Raw genomic sequence first — 16,126 nt, forward strand, 5'->3', positions numbered from 1 at the left:
CACACAACTCAAAAATAATTCATGAATTCCATTCCATCTTTAACTAAAGAAGAAAAAGAAAAATTTAATCGACTTTGGGAAGATAGTTTAATAATTTTGTTCCGCGATGAGCAATGGGCCAGAAGAACTGAAGAATTAATTCAAAAAATTAATTTCGCCAGTGCTGATTTCACAAGCATGCTCGAAACGCCAGAAAAATTTGACGATAAAATGGATGGCGTAATCTGCGATTTAAAAGAATTATTAAAACTTCGACGCTCATCGATGCCACCACTTCTCAAATTTGACGGCAACACAGAAAGCGTTACTGCGGACGTATTTGCCCAAGCTGGCAGAAAATTTTACCTGTTTGAGTTCAAGAGCGACGCTACCGCCATTAATGATGAGGTTGGAAAATTATTATACAATATTTTTACCAAAGTGAACTGGAATGACCCTTCATGCACACAATTTCTGAATCTATCAAGAGCATGTCATCATATAGTATTTGCAGAAAAAAAATCGCTTACCTCACTAACTAATCACACATCAAAACCTCTTTTAACTTACTCTGTAGAACTCAATAGTAAACCGTATATAGAAAGTTTAATATATCATAGACATATCGCAGCGCCTGCATCATTCAAACCTTTCAAATCAAAAATCACGAGTATAAAAAAATTATTTAATAACACCCCTACCTTGGGTACGAAATTCGAGGATATTTGTGTTTATCTAAAGATGCTTTCGGTAATTTTCGACGAACAAGAAACCATTCAAGATGACGATGGCAAACAGGAAGATGGAACCCAAGATTCGTATAGAACCCCCTTCAAATGTGTGATTGCAAGCGATGACGGTTACATTTGGCCAATAGTTACACTAAATAGCTTCTTTAAATTAGCACTCGCCTTTCGAAGCGGCCTAACAGAAGAAAAGTTTGAGAAAAAGTATCAAGATTATTCAGATGGTCTTGTAAAAATCATTGCAAATAACAAGACCGTCGTAGACGACCTGCGGAAACAGAGAGCTGCTTCTCTCAAAATCAAGACCGGAAAATGAGTCATGTGCGTCAACTACATCACCGTTAGTCGTCAAATGGCCTTCGATTGGTTCCGCACACCCATCGACGTAAATGACGACTGGCGTGAGGAAATCTACCGCGACCACAAGGCGCCGTTCATCATCCATGACGACCAGGGGCAACGTAAGGGCATGGTGGGCACGTATGCCTTCGTGCCACAAGACCATCGCCCTTTCAAGAAGCTTACCGAAGAAGAGCAAGCAAAGTATGCTCGAGCGCTCGAGAAAGCAAAGGCCCAAGGCAAGGAACCGCCCAGCCCTCCTCGCATCCCGATGGAAACAATGAATGCCCGCTTTGAAGAGGTCACCGGCAAGGTGAACTACAAACGATTTTGGCTTCAACAGCAGCTTTGTATCGTGCCAGCATTGAACGTATTTGAGCCAAACTACGAGAGCGGAAAGCATGAGAGATGGGCCATCGAACTGGCGAGTGGTGAGCCGTTCGGATTGCCTGGTATGTGGCGGACCTGGGAAGACAAGGACGGCACAGTCAAAAACACCTTCAATCACTTCACTCTTAACGCTAACGAACATCCGCTGTTAAAGAGGTTCCACTTAGACAAAGAAAAGCGTGGTGTCGCCATCCTTCGCCCCGAGGACTACGACGACTGGCTTAGCTCGACGAATCCGGAGTTCGCGCGTGCACTCGTTCAACTCTATCCGGCCGAACTTATGCGTGCTCGACCAGCACCGAAGCACGCGAAGGATGGAGAGCTCGCACAATCGACCTCAAAGCAAGCATCTCCTCAGGGACAAGCGGAGCTATTTTGAGCTGATTTCATCGGAAAAATTCTACCGGCTTAAATACTCTTGCTTAGAGTCACAGTCCGGGACACATGGCTGAATAGAGTTAGGCGACCTGCTTTCAAGAAACTCCTTATATTCCTTCTCTATGTCAGCGGCGTCTTTTTTGGAAAGAATATATGGAAAACTGACCATTTGACGTTGCTCAGGGTCGTAACCTAACCAATATCCAAAATACGCATCTTTAGCCTTCTTATATTTCAGAACGTAGGCACCTGCGCTTCTTCTACCTGGATTGGTTCCGACATAGCTCAATATCAAATATTCGTCGTCGTCACCATTTTTTGTCTTTCTACCTAAAATATCCCAACTTCTAACCTGTTCCTGAGTATTTGTTACACTTCCAACAAGATTCCCATTGGACAGCTTAAATGAAACTATTTCGCTGGAAATTACTTCCCTACCTTTTTGTGCCACATATTCACGAGCAACTCCTTGCCACTTTTCTTGAATAAGAGGCTCGCTTTTTGTGATATAACTAACAATAACATCATTAATTTTTTCGACGTTGGTGAATATAGCTGTAAGAACACCAAGTAAAGCTATTATTATGCCTTTCAAGATATCACCTCAAATTTATAAAAATTCATCCAGCAGATTTAATGAAAATCAACTGACTATAATGAAGAACGTAAATATCTCCTTTTCGGCCGCCATCTAAAATTTCCAACGTGACGGCTTCATCAAGAATTTTTGTAATCTTAGCCTTAACAGGTTGCCCAGCAAGGAGAAAGTAATTTTCTTGATTTATATTGGCTTCGGCATAATCAATGATACTCATTTTTCACCTCATTTTAGACAAATCGAATTGTTCGCACGACAAATTTTCTTTTCATCTTCGTTTATAGCTTTTCCCAAACACGCCTCGAAATTCGCTGTACAAATCTTCTGCTCAGCAGCGTCCAATCGAGCCGCTGTTTGGGATAGAATTTTAGAGTCCAGCTTTGAAACAGTTTCGGCCTGCTTTGCAGCGGTATCTGCATTTTTGGCTTTTGTATCAGCGTTTTTACTTTCAGTTTCAGTCATTTTCACGAGGGCTTGCAAGATATCAGCTTGGCTTTTCTTTACATCATCGTCCTTAATCCAACCATTGGCAGCATACTCGCAGGTACGAAAAAGAAGTTCTCGCGAAAGAAGCACTAATTGTGTACGACCAGCCAATTCCATTGCTGTTGTACTAGTCTGAAAATCCGAGTTTACTGCCAGCTTCTTACCGGCTGATGCCGAGGTTGTGTCAGTTTTAGCTTCCGTAGTAACGTCCTGAGTCGCTCCTGCAATCAGTTTAAAAGTATCTGACAATGCAGCGTCAGGACCGGGCTCAGCAAAACTAACATAAGTCTTATCAGCTTTTACTCTAAGATAGACAACACGTAACTGTGCAGGTAAAGTCAACAACTGCCCCGACATATCATTCTTATTTTCTAATAAGAGGTCGGCACGCTTTTGAGAAACTAAATTTCCACACCCACTAAGTAACATCAACGTAATAAGAATGGAAAAAAAAGTGCGCATTATGACCCCTTGTAGTAGATTTGGACACGATTTTTTAGTATCAAATTGCAAACACAATTCTAACCCATCATTATTGCCAAAATTAATTTTATTTTATAAATATGAAATTTGTTGCCATTTTCGTACGTTGCCTGGCGAAAATATATTTCTCAAACAAAATTTACATACTGAAATATTTTCCTCAACCTCAATTTATTTTTTACAAATAAAATTGAACCGGTTAACTTGCAAAGAGATAGTATCGGGAGGATTGTAAAAAAGAACTATAACGATGAATTCCGGTCAACAGAGCCCGCATGTGCCTCTGCCTCCGTCCATCTACTACCGACCGACTCGAAGCGGGTACACTTGCTCAGCGCTCGAAGCACAATTAATGTTATTTCCCATCTTAAGCATATGAACTCAAATCGCGTTTGCTCCTCCTGCTTTTCCGACCCAGACTTGCGTGACTGGGTTCGCGAAAATGGTGGCCCCCGTGGTTGCGGCTATTGTGGCAAGCACGACTCCCCGACCGCCGACCTAGAGGACGTCGTCACTAGGATTGAGAGTTGCATAGAACGCTATTATGGGAGGGCTGTGGACCAGATGAGTTTCTGCTCGGCAGAAGGTGGATATCTAGGGAAGCACTGGGATTCATGGGATATGCTAGACAAAGTAGGGCTTGCATTGCCTCGAGATTCCGACGGTCGTTTACACGGGGCGATTGTTCGGAAGATGCGGGACGAGCCTTGGTGCGCCTTTGACGTAGGGGCCCTTGACCTTGACGATGCTCTTTGGACTAGCTGGGAGCGGTTTTGCAATACTATCAAACACCAACGAAGATTTTTTTTTCATGCTAGCGGCAGAGACAGCCAAGATTCACTCACTCCAGCATCACTTTTAAATCGCATTGCAATTGACATTGAAAACCTTGGATTGGTCGTCGACCTTTCTGCTGGCTTAGGGCTCTGGAGAGCCCGCCCTGACCTTGCCAAACGGAGGCGCGTGAGCGCATCGGACTTCGGGCCTCCACCAATAGAGTTCGCACTCCAAAGCAACCGCATGAACGCGGCGGGTATCCCTATGCTTTATCTCGCATCGTCGGCGACGACAGCTGTTAAGGAAACTCGCGTGGAGCAAGCAAAAGTTGGACTCTGGCGTTCGCAGCGCTCAATTCGAGTGCTGGACCTGAGACGCCTCCCCCCTGTACCAACAGTATTCTCAGATGAACCTCGGGCCTTAGCGCACACAATACGCTTCCTACATAATTTTTCCGACGACATCATGAAGCCGGTCGCACGTAATAACAGCGTCCATATCGAATATCTACCTTCACAGGTAGTCACCGAATTTATGCGTGACTATAAATTTTCAGAGGGTCCTCTCGATGGAGTCGCATATGGCAGCACAGTCCATCCACGCGGTTGGAACATCGCGTTCTTTCTAGGGCCTGTCGAGCTTGGTCTGACAAAACCCGAATGGGGAACCGCTCCACCTCAAACATTTATCTTCGAGAAGTCGACTTGGGCCACTTCCTCTTAAGCGATGGTATCAATCCCAATAAAGTCTTGAATGGGGTGCTCTCCCTACTCGACTCACCGCGCTCACCCAGTTTCATTCAGCCTACGGTTACGCACAACTTGCTTGACACAGTCCATACTCCACACGATTCCTAACTGTGCAGAAAACTCATCCATTCCACCGATTCGCCCTGAGTAAATACCCAGCGCAACCTTAACCGATGGAAAATCAATCAAACCTTTCCGGTCGTCGAAACCAATTGGCGACACATTCTTCCCAACATATAACACCGGGGAACCTGACATGCCAGGACGTGATGCTGTGTCGATAAGAAGCCTGTTCGGATTCCCTGCAAGGGGAGAGAAGGGTTCGGAAGCAATAACAGACCTCTTCCAAACAGGAAGGCGCGCATTCACCCGAACGCCAGCTGGAAACCCTATAACAGAGACCTCCTGATTCACGCGGAAAAAGTCATCACCCAACCCGGGGGCCTCAACAATTTCATCCATACCAAAGTGTGCATGCCCAATAGGAGGAGTGATTTCCAACGCAGCGACGTCAACCATGCCTCCACTAGGATGCTCTTGCCACATACGTCTATCCTCAGTGAGAAGCTGGCATTCAATGATGTCCAGTGACATCTCTGAGTCATCAAGCAGAAAGTGAGCTCGGACCTTTGAAGGTACGAGCCCCGTGCTATGTAAGACCACGTTTGTTTCCGCATTCAACCCAGAAAAAACATGATAGTTACTGACTAAAAAGACTTTCTCATCTTCCCGAAACAAGAACCCCGTCGCGCCTCCAAAAACTACTTCTTCTCCGGTGCTTTCAACTATTCCAATAGGCTCTAAAAAAATTGAATACAGTGAACACTGGTGTATCGGTCGCATACAGGAATTCCTAAAAAGAGCAAAAATTTACCAATTACTTCACAACCTTTACCAGTCGAGCTCATCTGCATCCCCCTCAAGAACTTCTGGAGAGCTGTCAAAGATGGCCACAACCCCAAATTGCAATAACGCTTTTCCCAAATAGCCGTGTCCAATTTTTTCAGCAAGGTATTCCGATTGATGTTGGGATAACAAATTACTCTCCACCTCGCTTGCAAAATCTTCTACGCTGGCATAGCCACGGCCAATATTTGCCAATGCCAAGTATTCGGCCCCCTCTTCTGGACTCAGCGACTGAACCAATCGACGGGCCTCGATTTCCTCGGCACTTCGGGGAGCCCGTATTCGGTCCATGAGTTCCGCAGCGCTAAGCACCCGGCCACCTACTCCATTACTTGCTCGGTGTCGCTCGGCAAGCGCCTTATCGGCAAGTAAGAGACTGTGCAGCGTCTCGTCACTAATGTGCTCGAGCTTGAAGGGAACACGAGCACCTTGGTCAGACATCAGCAAACGTGGGAAGGGTCTAAGTACCAAAATAGGGACATTTTTTTCTCCAGTGAGTTTCGCGAAAAGCGAATCGAATTGAGCTCTCAGGTGTTCGCGGTCTAACGCCAATAACGAGCCATCGTATCCATCAACCTGGTTATAAATCCCCGCAGTCGGTGCGATGATAAATTTGCCTGCGCCGAAAAACCGCTCGCATCTCTCACCTCGCATCTCGGATTCGGGATTGTCACTGTCATTTACAACGTAATCAAAATCCCCTACTTTTCTCAAGTACTCAAAGCGGTCGCTCCGGTACCTCAGGTCGGCGCCAAGAGGAGCAGCCTCGCCCACTTCCAAAACTGCATACCCGTACTTGGGATAGTCAGGGAAGCGTTCGAGTGTGAGGCGCAGAGGATTTACAACAAAATGGCTCCCATCGCAGTCCAGGTCGAGCATGGCTCCGCCTTCACAAATCGAGGCATGGGTGAGTGTAAGTCCTCCTCCTCCGGGCAGAAAAAAATGGTTCAGCCCATTTCGCCTCGATAGTATTACTAGCACCTTCGCTATTTCCGAGGCGTTCCGCCATATGACTTGCTCAGCCCCGTGACTAAGTAGTGCGTCGACTTCGGCAGCTTCCCACTGCAACGGATTGTATTCAAGTATTTCCTCTTGGACGCGCAAAACCTCGTGCATCCTTTGAGCGAACTCCTGGGCATTCGGACGCGAAGCGACCGTGGACGAAGTGCTAGCCCTTAGGAGCTTCTCCAAAGGCTCAAAAACGAAGCCTCCAACACTTAGCACATGCGTCAAACCTTCCTCCCCATTTCGGTCATATTGGCCGCTAAATGGATATTTTTCGCCTGTCAGAACCGTCCAGACTGTCTTCGCAAAGCTATAGACGTCAGATTTAAATGGGTCAGCATCATTGGGTTGCGAGAGCATTTCTGGCGAGATGTATGCGAAAGGCCCCATCGGCTCACCTTGCTTGGTAACCCCTGATTTCTCGGGGAACGATGCCAAGCCGAAATCACCGAAAACAAACCGTCCATCGAAGCAAAAAAGGTTTTCAGGTTTTATGTCCCGATGAGCTACGTTCACCGAATGCAGCTTTACCAGCGCGTCGCTTAAATCGACAAGTGCACTCAGTCGCTCCAATGGACTTTTGGATTTCAGGGATTCAGCCAACCCTTGTGCCCTGGGCATGATGTACCACGGGTAAGTACCAGCGTTCGTGTCAGGGAGATTGGACTCCAAGATAGGCAGTACGCAATCAAACTCCAGTAGAGTCTTAGTGACTACCTTGACTTCGTCCTTGAATCGACTATATCGCCGGACGTCATCATTCAGCATGAATTTAACTGCAATGTCACCTAGAGAAGGATGAACCGCGAAATACACACAACCATTTCCTCCTGCTCCAACTTGCTTGCCAAGAAACGTGTTTGGAATCATGGCTTGTAAAATGGGTTTTCCAGGGTTTTTAAGAGCCATCGATTCCTCAAAAATTTTCAAATTGGCGACGCAAGGCCTGATAATAATACGTACTTCGAAAGTGTATAAGTCAGTCGATGTAGCAGCAGATGTCAAAAATCTTCATCGCACGTACAGGAACGTTCGTACGCCCCTTGTTGTGCTTAGCTAGAATGGACTCAGCTTGTTCCTCCAAATAGGCTCGAAGCGCCTCGAACGGTTGCCGAGTCTTGCCACCCACCTTCCAAGTTCGCTTCACCATCCTGAAAAGGACTAGAATTCCGTGTCCACTGTTATACCCCTTAAGGTACTGTCCCAACAACTGCTCCTTTAGAGTCTCTACAAGCTCTGCGGCAGAGTATCGTTTAGTGTTGAGCGGCTTTATCTCGATGCAAACAGTAAATCCTTTGCTGCCAATCTGTATGTCGGTTTCCTTATCATCGTCAACCTCACTTTCGCGCTGCACAGCAAAGCGTCTAGTAGCCGGTCTGTCCGCTAGACGTGCAGCGAGCCACACCTGCAAGCTCTTCTCAGGTGTATCGTCATTGAAAAGGACACGGTCACTAAATGGTCCCTCCTCGACGCCAAGGCGAATCTCTTCCAATCGGCCGAGAACCTGGCGAAACAGGTCCTCCTCCGACATTGGCTCAGAATCAAATCCTGATACCAAATCGTGCAGCTGTTGTGGATTAATGACCGATTGCACCTGAGCTTCGCTGGCTGAGTGTTCAAACTGCTGAGCGAACAGCCACTTACGCATGAATGGGTTCTTCTCACTACGCGCCAAAGACGCCAAAGCCATATTGGCCGCGCTTCCCTGTTCTTCGCGTATAAGTCCAGGAATTCTGGAATAGAGTTCATGAAGTGACGCTTCGGAATCGGACTCGGAATCAGCGCTAACGGAACGCAAAGATGCGTGAAGTCCCATTAGGACTGCTACCCTTGCATCTCCTTTGAAGTTTTGCTTAGCTCGAAGGTTGCCGATAGACTGTACCAAGTGAATCAGTTGCTCAACGCGCTTTGAAGTCTCGTCACCCAAGTTCACTTCATACCAATCCCAAGCTGCTTGTGGCGAAGCGAACATCCACCTGAGAAACCAATCTACGGATAGGCTTGAATCATCGTTCTCGCCCCCACCAACGACGATACGTTTCGCAATCTTCGCCTGCTCCACGAAGGACAGTAAGTTCTCGCGAACCATCGCGTCGAAAATCCCTTTACGTTGTGTCGGATGCTGAACGCCTGAAGGAACTTTCAGAGCCCTAAGTTTTTCGAGCAGAGAGAAGCAAACACCAGGCTCTTGTTGAAGCATAAAACGAATTGAGCTACGCACACCTTTCCCAGCAGATTGAGTCTTCGCCTCAGCTACCACCCAGTCTTCGAGGCTTCCAACAACTTCGGCCGCATGCCCAACGGAAATTGACTTAAAGAGCTCAGACGGACCATTCGGAGTCCATACTTCAAGTCGAGTAAGCTTGGCAATCGGAGGAGATGTTTTCCAAAGCCCGCGCGAAAACGCCTCTTGTACCGCAGCGTTAGCCATCAACACATCCCAAGGAACAGTCCCATCAGAAAAGTTAGCTGGGTCCGGAATATCTAGGGAGTTGAAAAATGTACTCAACCCCTTGAATAAGGCTTCAGAAATTTCTGAGCCAAACACCGCCTTCACTTTTTTGAAATCCAATCCGTCAAAAAACGCACCTCGGAGTTCTGACATAACGTAACGGAACGCCTGAAAAAGCTTTGGTCGGTCACCGCATTCAATCAGTTGCAGGTCCGCAGTGATTAAGGCGATGTTCTTTGAACGACTTTGCTTGGCGTCGAGTTTCGACTTCCTTGAGTCTCGACGATACTCCCTAATTTGCCCAACTCCGTTGACCATGTCTCTGCGCCAACCGCATGCCTTCGCGATACGTTCCTCTCGCTCTTTTCCAATATACAATCGTTCAAGGTTCGACCGTTTAGTTGTTCCCTTCAAATTACGGACAATAACCCTATGCGCAATCGCAAACCAAATTTCTCGATAACTCGATGACCGTCGTCGATTGTTCGCGCGTGCAATTAGGTCATCTAAATCTGCAATAGACACCGACACTAGACTCCCATACTCCAGCCTTGATAACTTATTTTGTGAGTCAGACTGAGCTATGGCTTCTATCAAGTTCCAACGCAATTTGGGAATTTGACTTATGAGTTTCTGAATTCTCAATGCCTCATCGTTGTCGATGTATTCGGTATGCCGTATCCGTTCCACATGCTGTGCAGCTTCAACCAGAAGCGGAGCAGCGGAAGACTCTTTAGGAGCAAGTTCCAAGACGCGAGCAAACGACTCCAAAAATATCTCATACAACCAGGCTTTCCTTGTTTGAGGCTGCTCATCGAACGGTCGAAACTTCCGTCCTCTAGGAAGTGGTGGAAGGCCCGCCAAGACTGCACCCAAGACCTCTTCTGCCACGGGCAAGCTATCAACATTCTCGAGCAAACGTAATAGGCAACGGGACATTGGACCTCCGCCAAATCGGTCCTCCGCAGCTGTCTGGTCAATAATCGTAGTCATCTCAACTAAGTCAAAAGACGCCAATCCAAAACCTTCAACCACCTCTGCAATTAAGTCGTTCTTCTCGTTGAATTCACCACCGAGTAACGCCTTCTTGACGCGTTTTTTTTGCGCCGAAGTTCCAATCTCAGACAAGACGGAAATCGCCATACGATAGCGGAAGCTTTCTTTGGGAGTCGAATCAACGATGAACTGAGTAGCACGGAGACACTCGGTGCATCCGCCATGCTGGATGTAATTCAATATTACCGAGCAAGGGCCATCATCAGCAGAATATTGACGCAACAGTTTGCTAAGAAAGCTGGGCCGGAGTCGGACAGTAGCCCGCCGAATTTCGCTAGGCGAGTTTACCCAATCGCCTCTACGTCCCTGCGCTACGTTTTCGATGTAGCCCGCAAACGCAGTCTCGGCACTTGCCGTGTCCCACTGCGAAGGGTCACCATCGAAAACATAAATTTCTGGATGATGAATCGCCGCCCACTGTCTAAATTCTGGGTGTAACGAACATGCCCACGCAAGAGCAAATCGTCTGGATGGGACTAGCACCTCACCGCCATAAGTTTCCGATACGAACACCTTGCACAACAGGTGAAACGGAACCCCAACTTTTAGGTTTTCCACCACCCAACTGCCAAACAAGAACTCCTTCATCGAACGATGGTTGAACTTGACGCGGTCATAGGTCGACAAATCGAAAATCGCAGCATTCAGAAGGTAATCAATTTCATCCCCTCGCCACTTGGGTAGTGCATCAAGCGCCGACAGCTCGTTCTCTCTTGGGGAAACCTGAAGCGAGATAAACGGTAGACTAGTTACTTCCGACGCAGCGGCCAACTCTCGAGCACCAAACCAAATCTTCTCTTTCGAAAGCGCTACCTTTTTGTACGCGACATTGTGTTCTACTAAGCGAGCGCCCACATATGCCTGCATCAGCGCTAAATAGTCTCCTAGGTCACGATGAACGTTCCAGTACTCCACGAGCCAACTGAGGTCTCTCGGACGTGTGGCCATCTCCATGTAGTTACCATCTGAGATAGCCGTCCAAAATTCGCTGCTGTCCTTAACTCTGAAATGCTCCGCTAGACGCTCGCGGTCAGACTTCGATAGTGGCGTCAGCAATATCGGCTTTATTCGTTCGATTTTCTCTTCGCTGGGTGCATAGTTCTCTGATGGCTCACTATGGCGAACAGGAGGTAGTCGCGCGATTGTCGTAGGGCGGGTCAGATAGGTATGAACCGCCTCCTTTACGTCTAATACTGCCCAGTCCGAGTGCCGACTTGATAAAACAAAATACGCGCGCTCCATGTGGTCTTGCAGCTTTTCATACACCGCATTCAGCGCTTGCATTAGAGCACCACTATCTTTCAGCCGAGACTCATCAATCGCATCAAGGAAGAAATACCCATTCTGTTTCGACTCCATCCAGTCTTTGAGCATCTTGGCATCCTCCGGCCCAAGAGACCACCTCTGTGCGTCGATAATTCCACTGAGTGCTACGAACACAGCCATATGCCCGCGTTCGCGAAGGACCTTCGCCCGGCTGAGGAACTCCGAAGTTTTACCGACGCCTGCTTCTCCTAGCACCACCACAACGCTTCGACTCTCTAGCGAGTCCCATGTTAAGTTGTTTTTTTTTGAGGAAAAATAGTGGGACCATTCTCCGTCATCATCTTCTCCAACATTGGTGGCGAATTCCCGGTTCAAATTCAGTAGCTTGTCCGGCGAATTTGCATCGCGATTTTGAGTTAGCTTCACGTTGCTCCACCCTTATCAAATTTGAGCTTTTCCGCAAAATATTTGGCTGAGTTCTCGATGTAAGGAAAAACTGTGCTTTCGTTGATGTTTAGTGCGTCGAGGTCTCTAAGAATTTTTCGCTTCTCTGCTATGCGGAAACGCGCAATCCGGACATCTTTGTCCCCCGTCTCGTTCAGCTTCGCATCTAAGCCAAATAGAAGAAAGGCGCCAGACTGAAACGAAATGCGGTTGTTGGTTTTCTTCCCCTTTACGCAGATGATTCGCTTAAGGTCATTTGGATTAACCTTTGGTTCAAAAAATGGCTTCTCTTCGCAGATAAAATGAACCAGTCGTTTAATCACAGGCTGTTGATTAAAGGCTGCGATAGTGGGTTCCGTGAGCTTCTCGCTCGGCTTTAAAACAGGAAAAATAATGTCGTCATCAGTGGCGCGGGGAAGCCGCGCAAGATTGGCAATGCACCCGGCCGTGTCCGAATCGAAATACTTAATTTGTTCGCTCTTGACCACGAAAGCGATGACCTCGCCATCTTCATCCGGATTTGATTTGCATGCGAAGTACAACGCAATCAATGGGTTGGAAGTAATGTCCAGAAGCCGAGTTGGAAGCGAAAAATGCTGCATGCGGACCAATCTGTCCAGTGTAGATGTATCACTGGAAAAATCAGCAGCGTTGGATACCAGTAACTCACGATACAGCAAATGCTCGCTGGCGAGGTACATGTAATTACCGTCTGGGTCCTTACGAAAGAGCGATGGTTCTAGCTTGTAGCGACTTTGGCTCGAGTGCCCCCGATAGAATACCTCTTCGCCCTTCGCATATTTTCTGCGCAGCACAGCAGCGACGAATTGTTGAAGCGACGTGAGGGGATTCTTATGTTTTCCAGGAGGTGGAAGGACCTCGGGCTTGGTGATGCCCTTGAGTTTGTTCGCTCGTGCAGGAATGAGATTGTGCAGGCGCAAGCGCTCCAAGAGGTCTGCATCCTTAATGGCCCAATGCGTTCTGGTCAGTTCCCACTTCCGAATATCCAATAGCTCAAAGATGACAGATATTGCTTCGAACGGAATTTCAGGAATCTCGTCATCGAACTCAAACTCGATAAGTATAGTCGTTGCGCGGATAGTGAATGAAGTGATGCGCCCTACCCTCAAAGGCTCGCTGGAGCCTTCATACGCGAAGAGGCATGGATAGTTCCGAACCGCCTCCATTTCCTTCTGTCCCAATTTCTCAAAATCTACGGAAATACCGCTCTCGGTGAATTCGAGAATTCGCGACTTGTCCCATTCGTAGAATCCAAGATTCCAAGCACCATTTCGGGAGGTTACAAGATAGTTGAACATACGGCTCCTACAGAAATCGAACTGCTAGACAAACCGCACTAATCGTTGCGCGGGAGGTCCTCGAGTACTCCAGCATCAAGCGAGTCAGGAAGACCAAACTTACCCCAAGCCTCAAAATGCTTATCGATATGCTTGGGTCGTATCCCAACGCCAACATACTTTCCATCGTTCCAAACCAATGAAAAGTCCTTCGTCAACTCGACCGAACCTGGCGGGCTATCTCTGCGCTTCTTACGGACGAACGCCTTCCAGTCTTTGAACGTAAGAATGTAAAAGTCGGGACGTTGGAGAACACTTTTCGCCGCAAAGTCGACAAAGACGATGATTGCATCGTCCCGACTGATGCCCTTCACTCCTGGCCACTCTGGGCCTTGTTTACTTTTAACCTCAACACGCAGGACATCCGTTCCGTTGTCAACTAACAGGTCCGTGCGCTTGCGATTTCCCAATGTCAGCTGCGCATACACCCCTCGCTTACAAAGCTCACTCGCGACGGCGAACTCCCCCGCAAGTCCCAGAGTTTCACGGGGGATTTTTTGTGCAGCCATATAACTTTCCTCAAATCTAGCTCACGATGGCAAAGCCCTACCATCACTTAAATTGCCAAGAAAACACATATAGCTGGACGATACTCCTTGGATGAAAAAATTACAACATACCAACTAGTCTTTCTGGTAAAGCAAACAGTGTTGACATTAGAATTGCCGTATGGCATTATTAATTCCTCAGTGCAGTTCTGAGGATGTAGTAAGCGTTAAAGCAGCACCGGCGGTATTGGTATTGCTAGTAGTTTTAGTGGTTTTAGTAGTATTGCGTCACAAAATTCACCCTCCGGAGAGTTCTTCTTTCCGCGACATTCGAGCCTTTTTTAGTGAGAGCCTACGGCTCCGCTTGGCTTAAAAACTAATCCAATCATTGCTTCTTTAACAATTTGCTCGTAACGCCCACCGCATGCCACTCGGCGCGCGTTACACCATACGCTTCGCGTTCGCCTCTCACCTGGCCAACGCCTGAGGCACCCTATTACCTAAAATTCAAGAACAAACAAAGGAACAAAATATGAACGCAAACCAAATCAAACTGAGCATGTCCCGCAACTCTTCCCATGCACTGGTCGCCAACTTGTACATCAATGACGAAGAGATTTTCGCCACTTCGAAAGGCTATCAACTTGGCTGCGCCTTGCATGCGCTGGGAATTACTGGACTTAAAAGTTCAGGAGCTGGATTTACACTTGCGGTCGACGAGAACGGAGCCTTCTTGGGTCACAAATTCGGAAGAAGCGCAAAGGAGAGTGTCTTCATCGGCAACCTGACAGGCGGAATGATGTTGGCAATGCTGTCGGGCGGAGGAAACGACCCTGAATATCATCTGGTTCGTACTCTTCTCCCCCAAGGCCTGGTGACTGGGCCAGGTCCTGAAGCAACCGAATGCTCTGAGAAAGACATCGAATACTTCAAGCAGTTCATCTACTACCCAATTGTCTGAGTAATACATCACCCAATACGACGGCCGCAGACAGCGGCTTTTTTTACGCCCATACCTGGCACTCAAAAACAGAATAAACAATATGAATCAAATCAAACTGAATACCTCCCGAAACGCTCCGGGCTTCCTCGTGGTCAACTTGCTCGTGAATGGTGAGCTCGCCTTCGCTACCACCAGCGGACAACAACTGGCATGTGCAATACACGAAATCGGAATTGAGAGCTTCGTCCAACTCATCGACACAGTCTCGCCAGAGGAGAGCACCCACGATAGACCGTTTGGAGCAATCGAAGACCAAATCGTCTGGCATGACGTCCTGATGGGATTTATTCAATTGCAGACTCAACCGGACGCCAAGAACAGCGCCGAATATCAATTTGTCGCTGGCATGCTGCCAGAGCACCTTCGGAGCACCACACGAGACGCCACGTTCTCCAGCTCCGAAACGGCCGTCACCTACTTCAAGCAGTTTGTCACATATCCCGCCGTCGGCAAGCACTAGCATTTATCGGACTCCGACAGGCTGCGCTCGATACCACCCATAGCGTCTGACGCCGACAAATATGCACGGAACACGAGCCTCCAAAATAACAGTTTTTTGGAGAATTAATAATTTGACATCAGAGTTGCCATAGAGTATTGTTACTACCCCTCGGCTCCAAAACGCGCGCTGGGGACTGAAAGCTAATCATCACAACCCACAAATTAATTGGAAAACCTATGAATAACACCAACCAAGTAAACACCATGCGTCACAGCCCAAAAAGCTCTACTCCTTCTGAAGGTAAAGCCCTGCAAGACATGCTCAATCTAGACTACGTGCTGAAAACGCTCGTGCCAAAATTTCCACACTTCATGTTTTCCTCGCAGGTCATTGACGCTCAATATCTCAACTTTGACGAATTCTATCGAGTGAATAACCACTTAATTGATTTGGGACGCCTGAGCGACAGCGACGCAGCCGTAACACACTTCGTTGAATGGTTCGTTATTTGTCATATCCAATACAAGCTCAACGCCCCAGACACACAAGAGTTCGAGGCATTGGCCGCGCTAGTCCAGAAGTTGGTACGAGAAAATTTCACTAAGATTAAAGAAGCCTTGACTGCATTCCAGCCTGAAGAACTCAGCGACATCGTTCAGCGCCATAACTCTTCAAAGGACCTGAAGACTATGCACAAGCTGCAAGCTGCATCAGGCGCATTCTTAAAAAATTCCAACTGATAGCCTGACAGAAAGCTCATTGGCAGTTGAAGAGCTGCAAT

General features: G+C 47.5%; 14 protein-coding genes. 6 read left to right on the forward strand and 8 right to left on the reverse strand.

What is annotated here, in order from left to right; genetic code table 11:
* Positions 1–21 precede the first annotated feature (21 nt).
* Both GTP58_RS20245 and GTP58_RS20250 read left to right on the forward strand, forming a co-directional pair.
* Positions 22–1,041 carry a hypothetical protein gene (locus GTP58_RS20245; protein ID WP_161078978.1) on the forward strand — a complete coding sequence of 340 codons (1,020 nt, stop codon included), beginning with the start codon at positions 22–24 and terminating at the stop codon, positions 1,039–1,041.
* A gap of 3 nt (positions 1,042–1,044) precedes the next feature.
* Positions 1,045–1,833 (forward strand): SOS response-associated peptidase family protein, encoded by a 789-nt coding sequence (locus GTP58_RS20250; protein ID WP_161078979.1) that lies wholly within the window; start codon positions 1,045–1,047, stop codon positions 1,831–1,833.
* A 21-nt stretch (positions 1,834–1,854) separates the two neighbouring features.
* On the opposite strand, the gene GTP58_RS20255 is transcribed toward GTP58_RS20250, so the two are convergent.
* The 3 genes from GTP58_RS20255 to GTP58_RS20265 are packed head-to-tail and all read right to left on the reverse strand — an operon-like array spanning position 1,855 to position 3,378.
* On the reverse strand, positions 1,855–2,427 hold the full coding sequence (locus GTP58_RS20255; RefSeq protein WP_161078980.1) for a hypothetical protein: 573 nt from the start codon (positions 2,425–2,427) through the stop codon (positions 1,855–1,857).
* A gap of 25 nt (positions 2,428–2,452) precedes the next feature.
* Positions 2,453–2,647 (reverse strand): hypothetical protein, encoded by a 195-nt coding sequence (locus tag GTP58_RS20260; protein WP_161078981.1) that lies wholly within the window; start codon positions 2,645–2,647, stop codon positions 2,453–2,455.
* 8 nt (positions 2,648–2,655) lie between these two features.
* Complete coding sequence (locus GTP58_RS20265) at positions 2,656–3,378, reverse strand: hypothetical protein (RefSeq protein WP_161078982.1); 723 nt, start codon at positions 3,376–3,378, stop codon at positions 2,656–2,658.
* A gap of 396 nt (positions 3,379–3,774) precedes the next feature.
* Between GTP58_RS20265 and GTP58_RS31960 the strand changes: the two genes are divergently transcribed.
* Positions 3,775–4,899, forward strand: coding sequence for a HEPN-associated N-terminal domain-containing protein (locus GTP58_RS31960; RefSeq protein WP_161079331.1), 1,125 nt, complete (start codon positions 3,775–3,777; stop codon positions 4,897–4,899).
* A 62-nt stretch (positions 4,900–4,961) separates the two neighbouring features.
* On the opposite strand, the gene GTP58_RS20275 is transcribed toward GTP58_RS31960, so the two are convergent.
* The 5 genes from GTP58_RS20275 to GTP58_RS20295 form a co-directional block, all read right to left on the reverse strand.
* Entirely contained in the window at positions 4,962–5,768 is an 807-nt protein-coding gene (locus GTP58_RS20275; RefSeq protein WP_161078983.1) for a trypsin-like peptidase domain-containing protein, read from the reverse strand.
* Positions 5,769–5,816: 48 nt separating this feature from the next.
* Positions 5,817–7,745 (reverse strand): protein kinase, encoded by a 1,929-nt coding sequence (locus tag GTP58_RS20280; protein ID WP_161078984.1) that lies wholly within the window; start codon positions 7,743–7,745, stop codon positions 5,817–5,819.
* A gap of 70 nt (positions 7,746–7,815) precedes the next feature.
* Positions 7,816–12,036, reverse strand: a complete 4,221-nt coding sequence (locus GTP58_RS20285) for a hypothetical protein (RefSeq protein ID WP_161078985.1) — start codon at positions 12,034–12,036, stop codon at positions 7,816–7,818.
* Positions 12,033–13,373, reverse strand: a complete 1,341-nt coding sequence (locus tag GTP58_RS20290; protein WP_161078986.1) for an FRG domain-containing protein — start codon at positions 13,371–13,373, stop codon at positions 12,033–12,035. Before GTP58_RS20290 ends, GTP58_RS20285 begins: the two co-directional genes overlap by 4 nt.
* A gap of 38 nt (positions 13,374–13,411) precedes the next feature.
* Positions 13,412–13,921: a hypothetical protein gene (locus GTP58_RS20295; RefSeq protein WP_161078987.1), complete on the reverse strand. Its 510-nt coding sequence runs from the start codon at positions 13,919–13,921 to the stop codon at positions 13,412–13,414.
* Between the two features lie 511 nt (positions 13,922–14,432).
* Between GTP58_RS20295 and GTP58_RS20300 the strand changes: the two genes are divergently transcribed.
* The 3 genes from GTP58_RS20300 (at position 14,433) to GTP58_RS20310 (ending at position 16,085) form a co-directional block, all read left to right on the forward strand.
* A complete protein-coding gene (locus GTP58_RS20300; RefSeq protein WP_161078988.1) occupies positions 14,433–14,861 on the forward strand; it encodes a hypothetical protein in 429 nt (142 codons plus the stop codon).
* Between the two features lie 82 nt (positions 14,862–14,943).
* Positions 14,944–15,363 carry a hypothetical protein gene (locus tag GTP58_RS20305; protein ID WP_161078989.1) on the forward strand — a complete coding sequence of 140 codons (420 nt, stop codon included), beginning with the start codon at positions 14,944–14,946 and terminating at the stop codon, positions 15,361–15,363.
* Positions 15,364–15,581: 218 nt separating this feature from the next.
* On the forward strand, positions 15,582–16,085 hold the full coding sequence (locus tag GTP58_RS20310) for a hypothetical protein (RefSeq protein WP_161078990.1): 504 nt from the start codon (positions 15,582–15,584) through the stop codon (positions 16,083–16,085).
* Positions 16,086–16,126 lie beyond the last annotated feature (41 nt).

It is taken from the genome of Duganella sp. CY15W (genome assembly GCF_009857555.1).
Lineage (GTDB): Bacteria > Pseudomonadota > Gammaproteobacteria > Burkholderiales > Burkholderiaceae_D > Rugamonas > Rugamonas sacchari.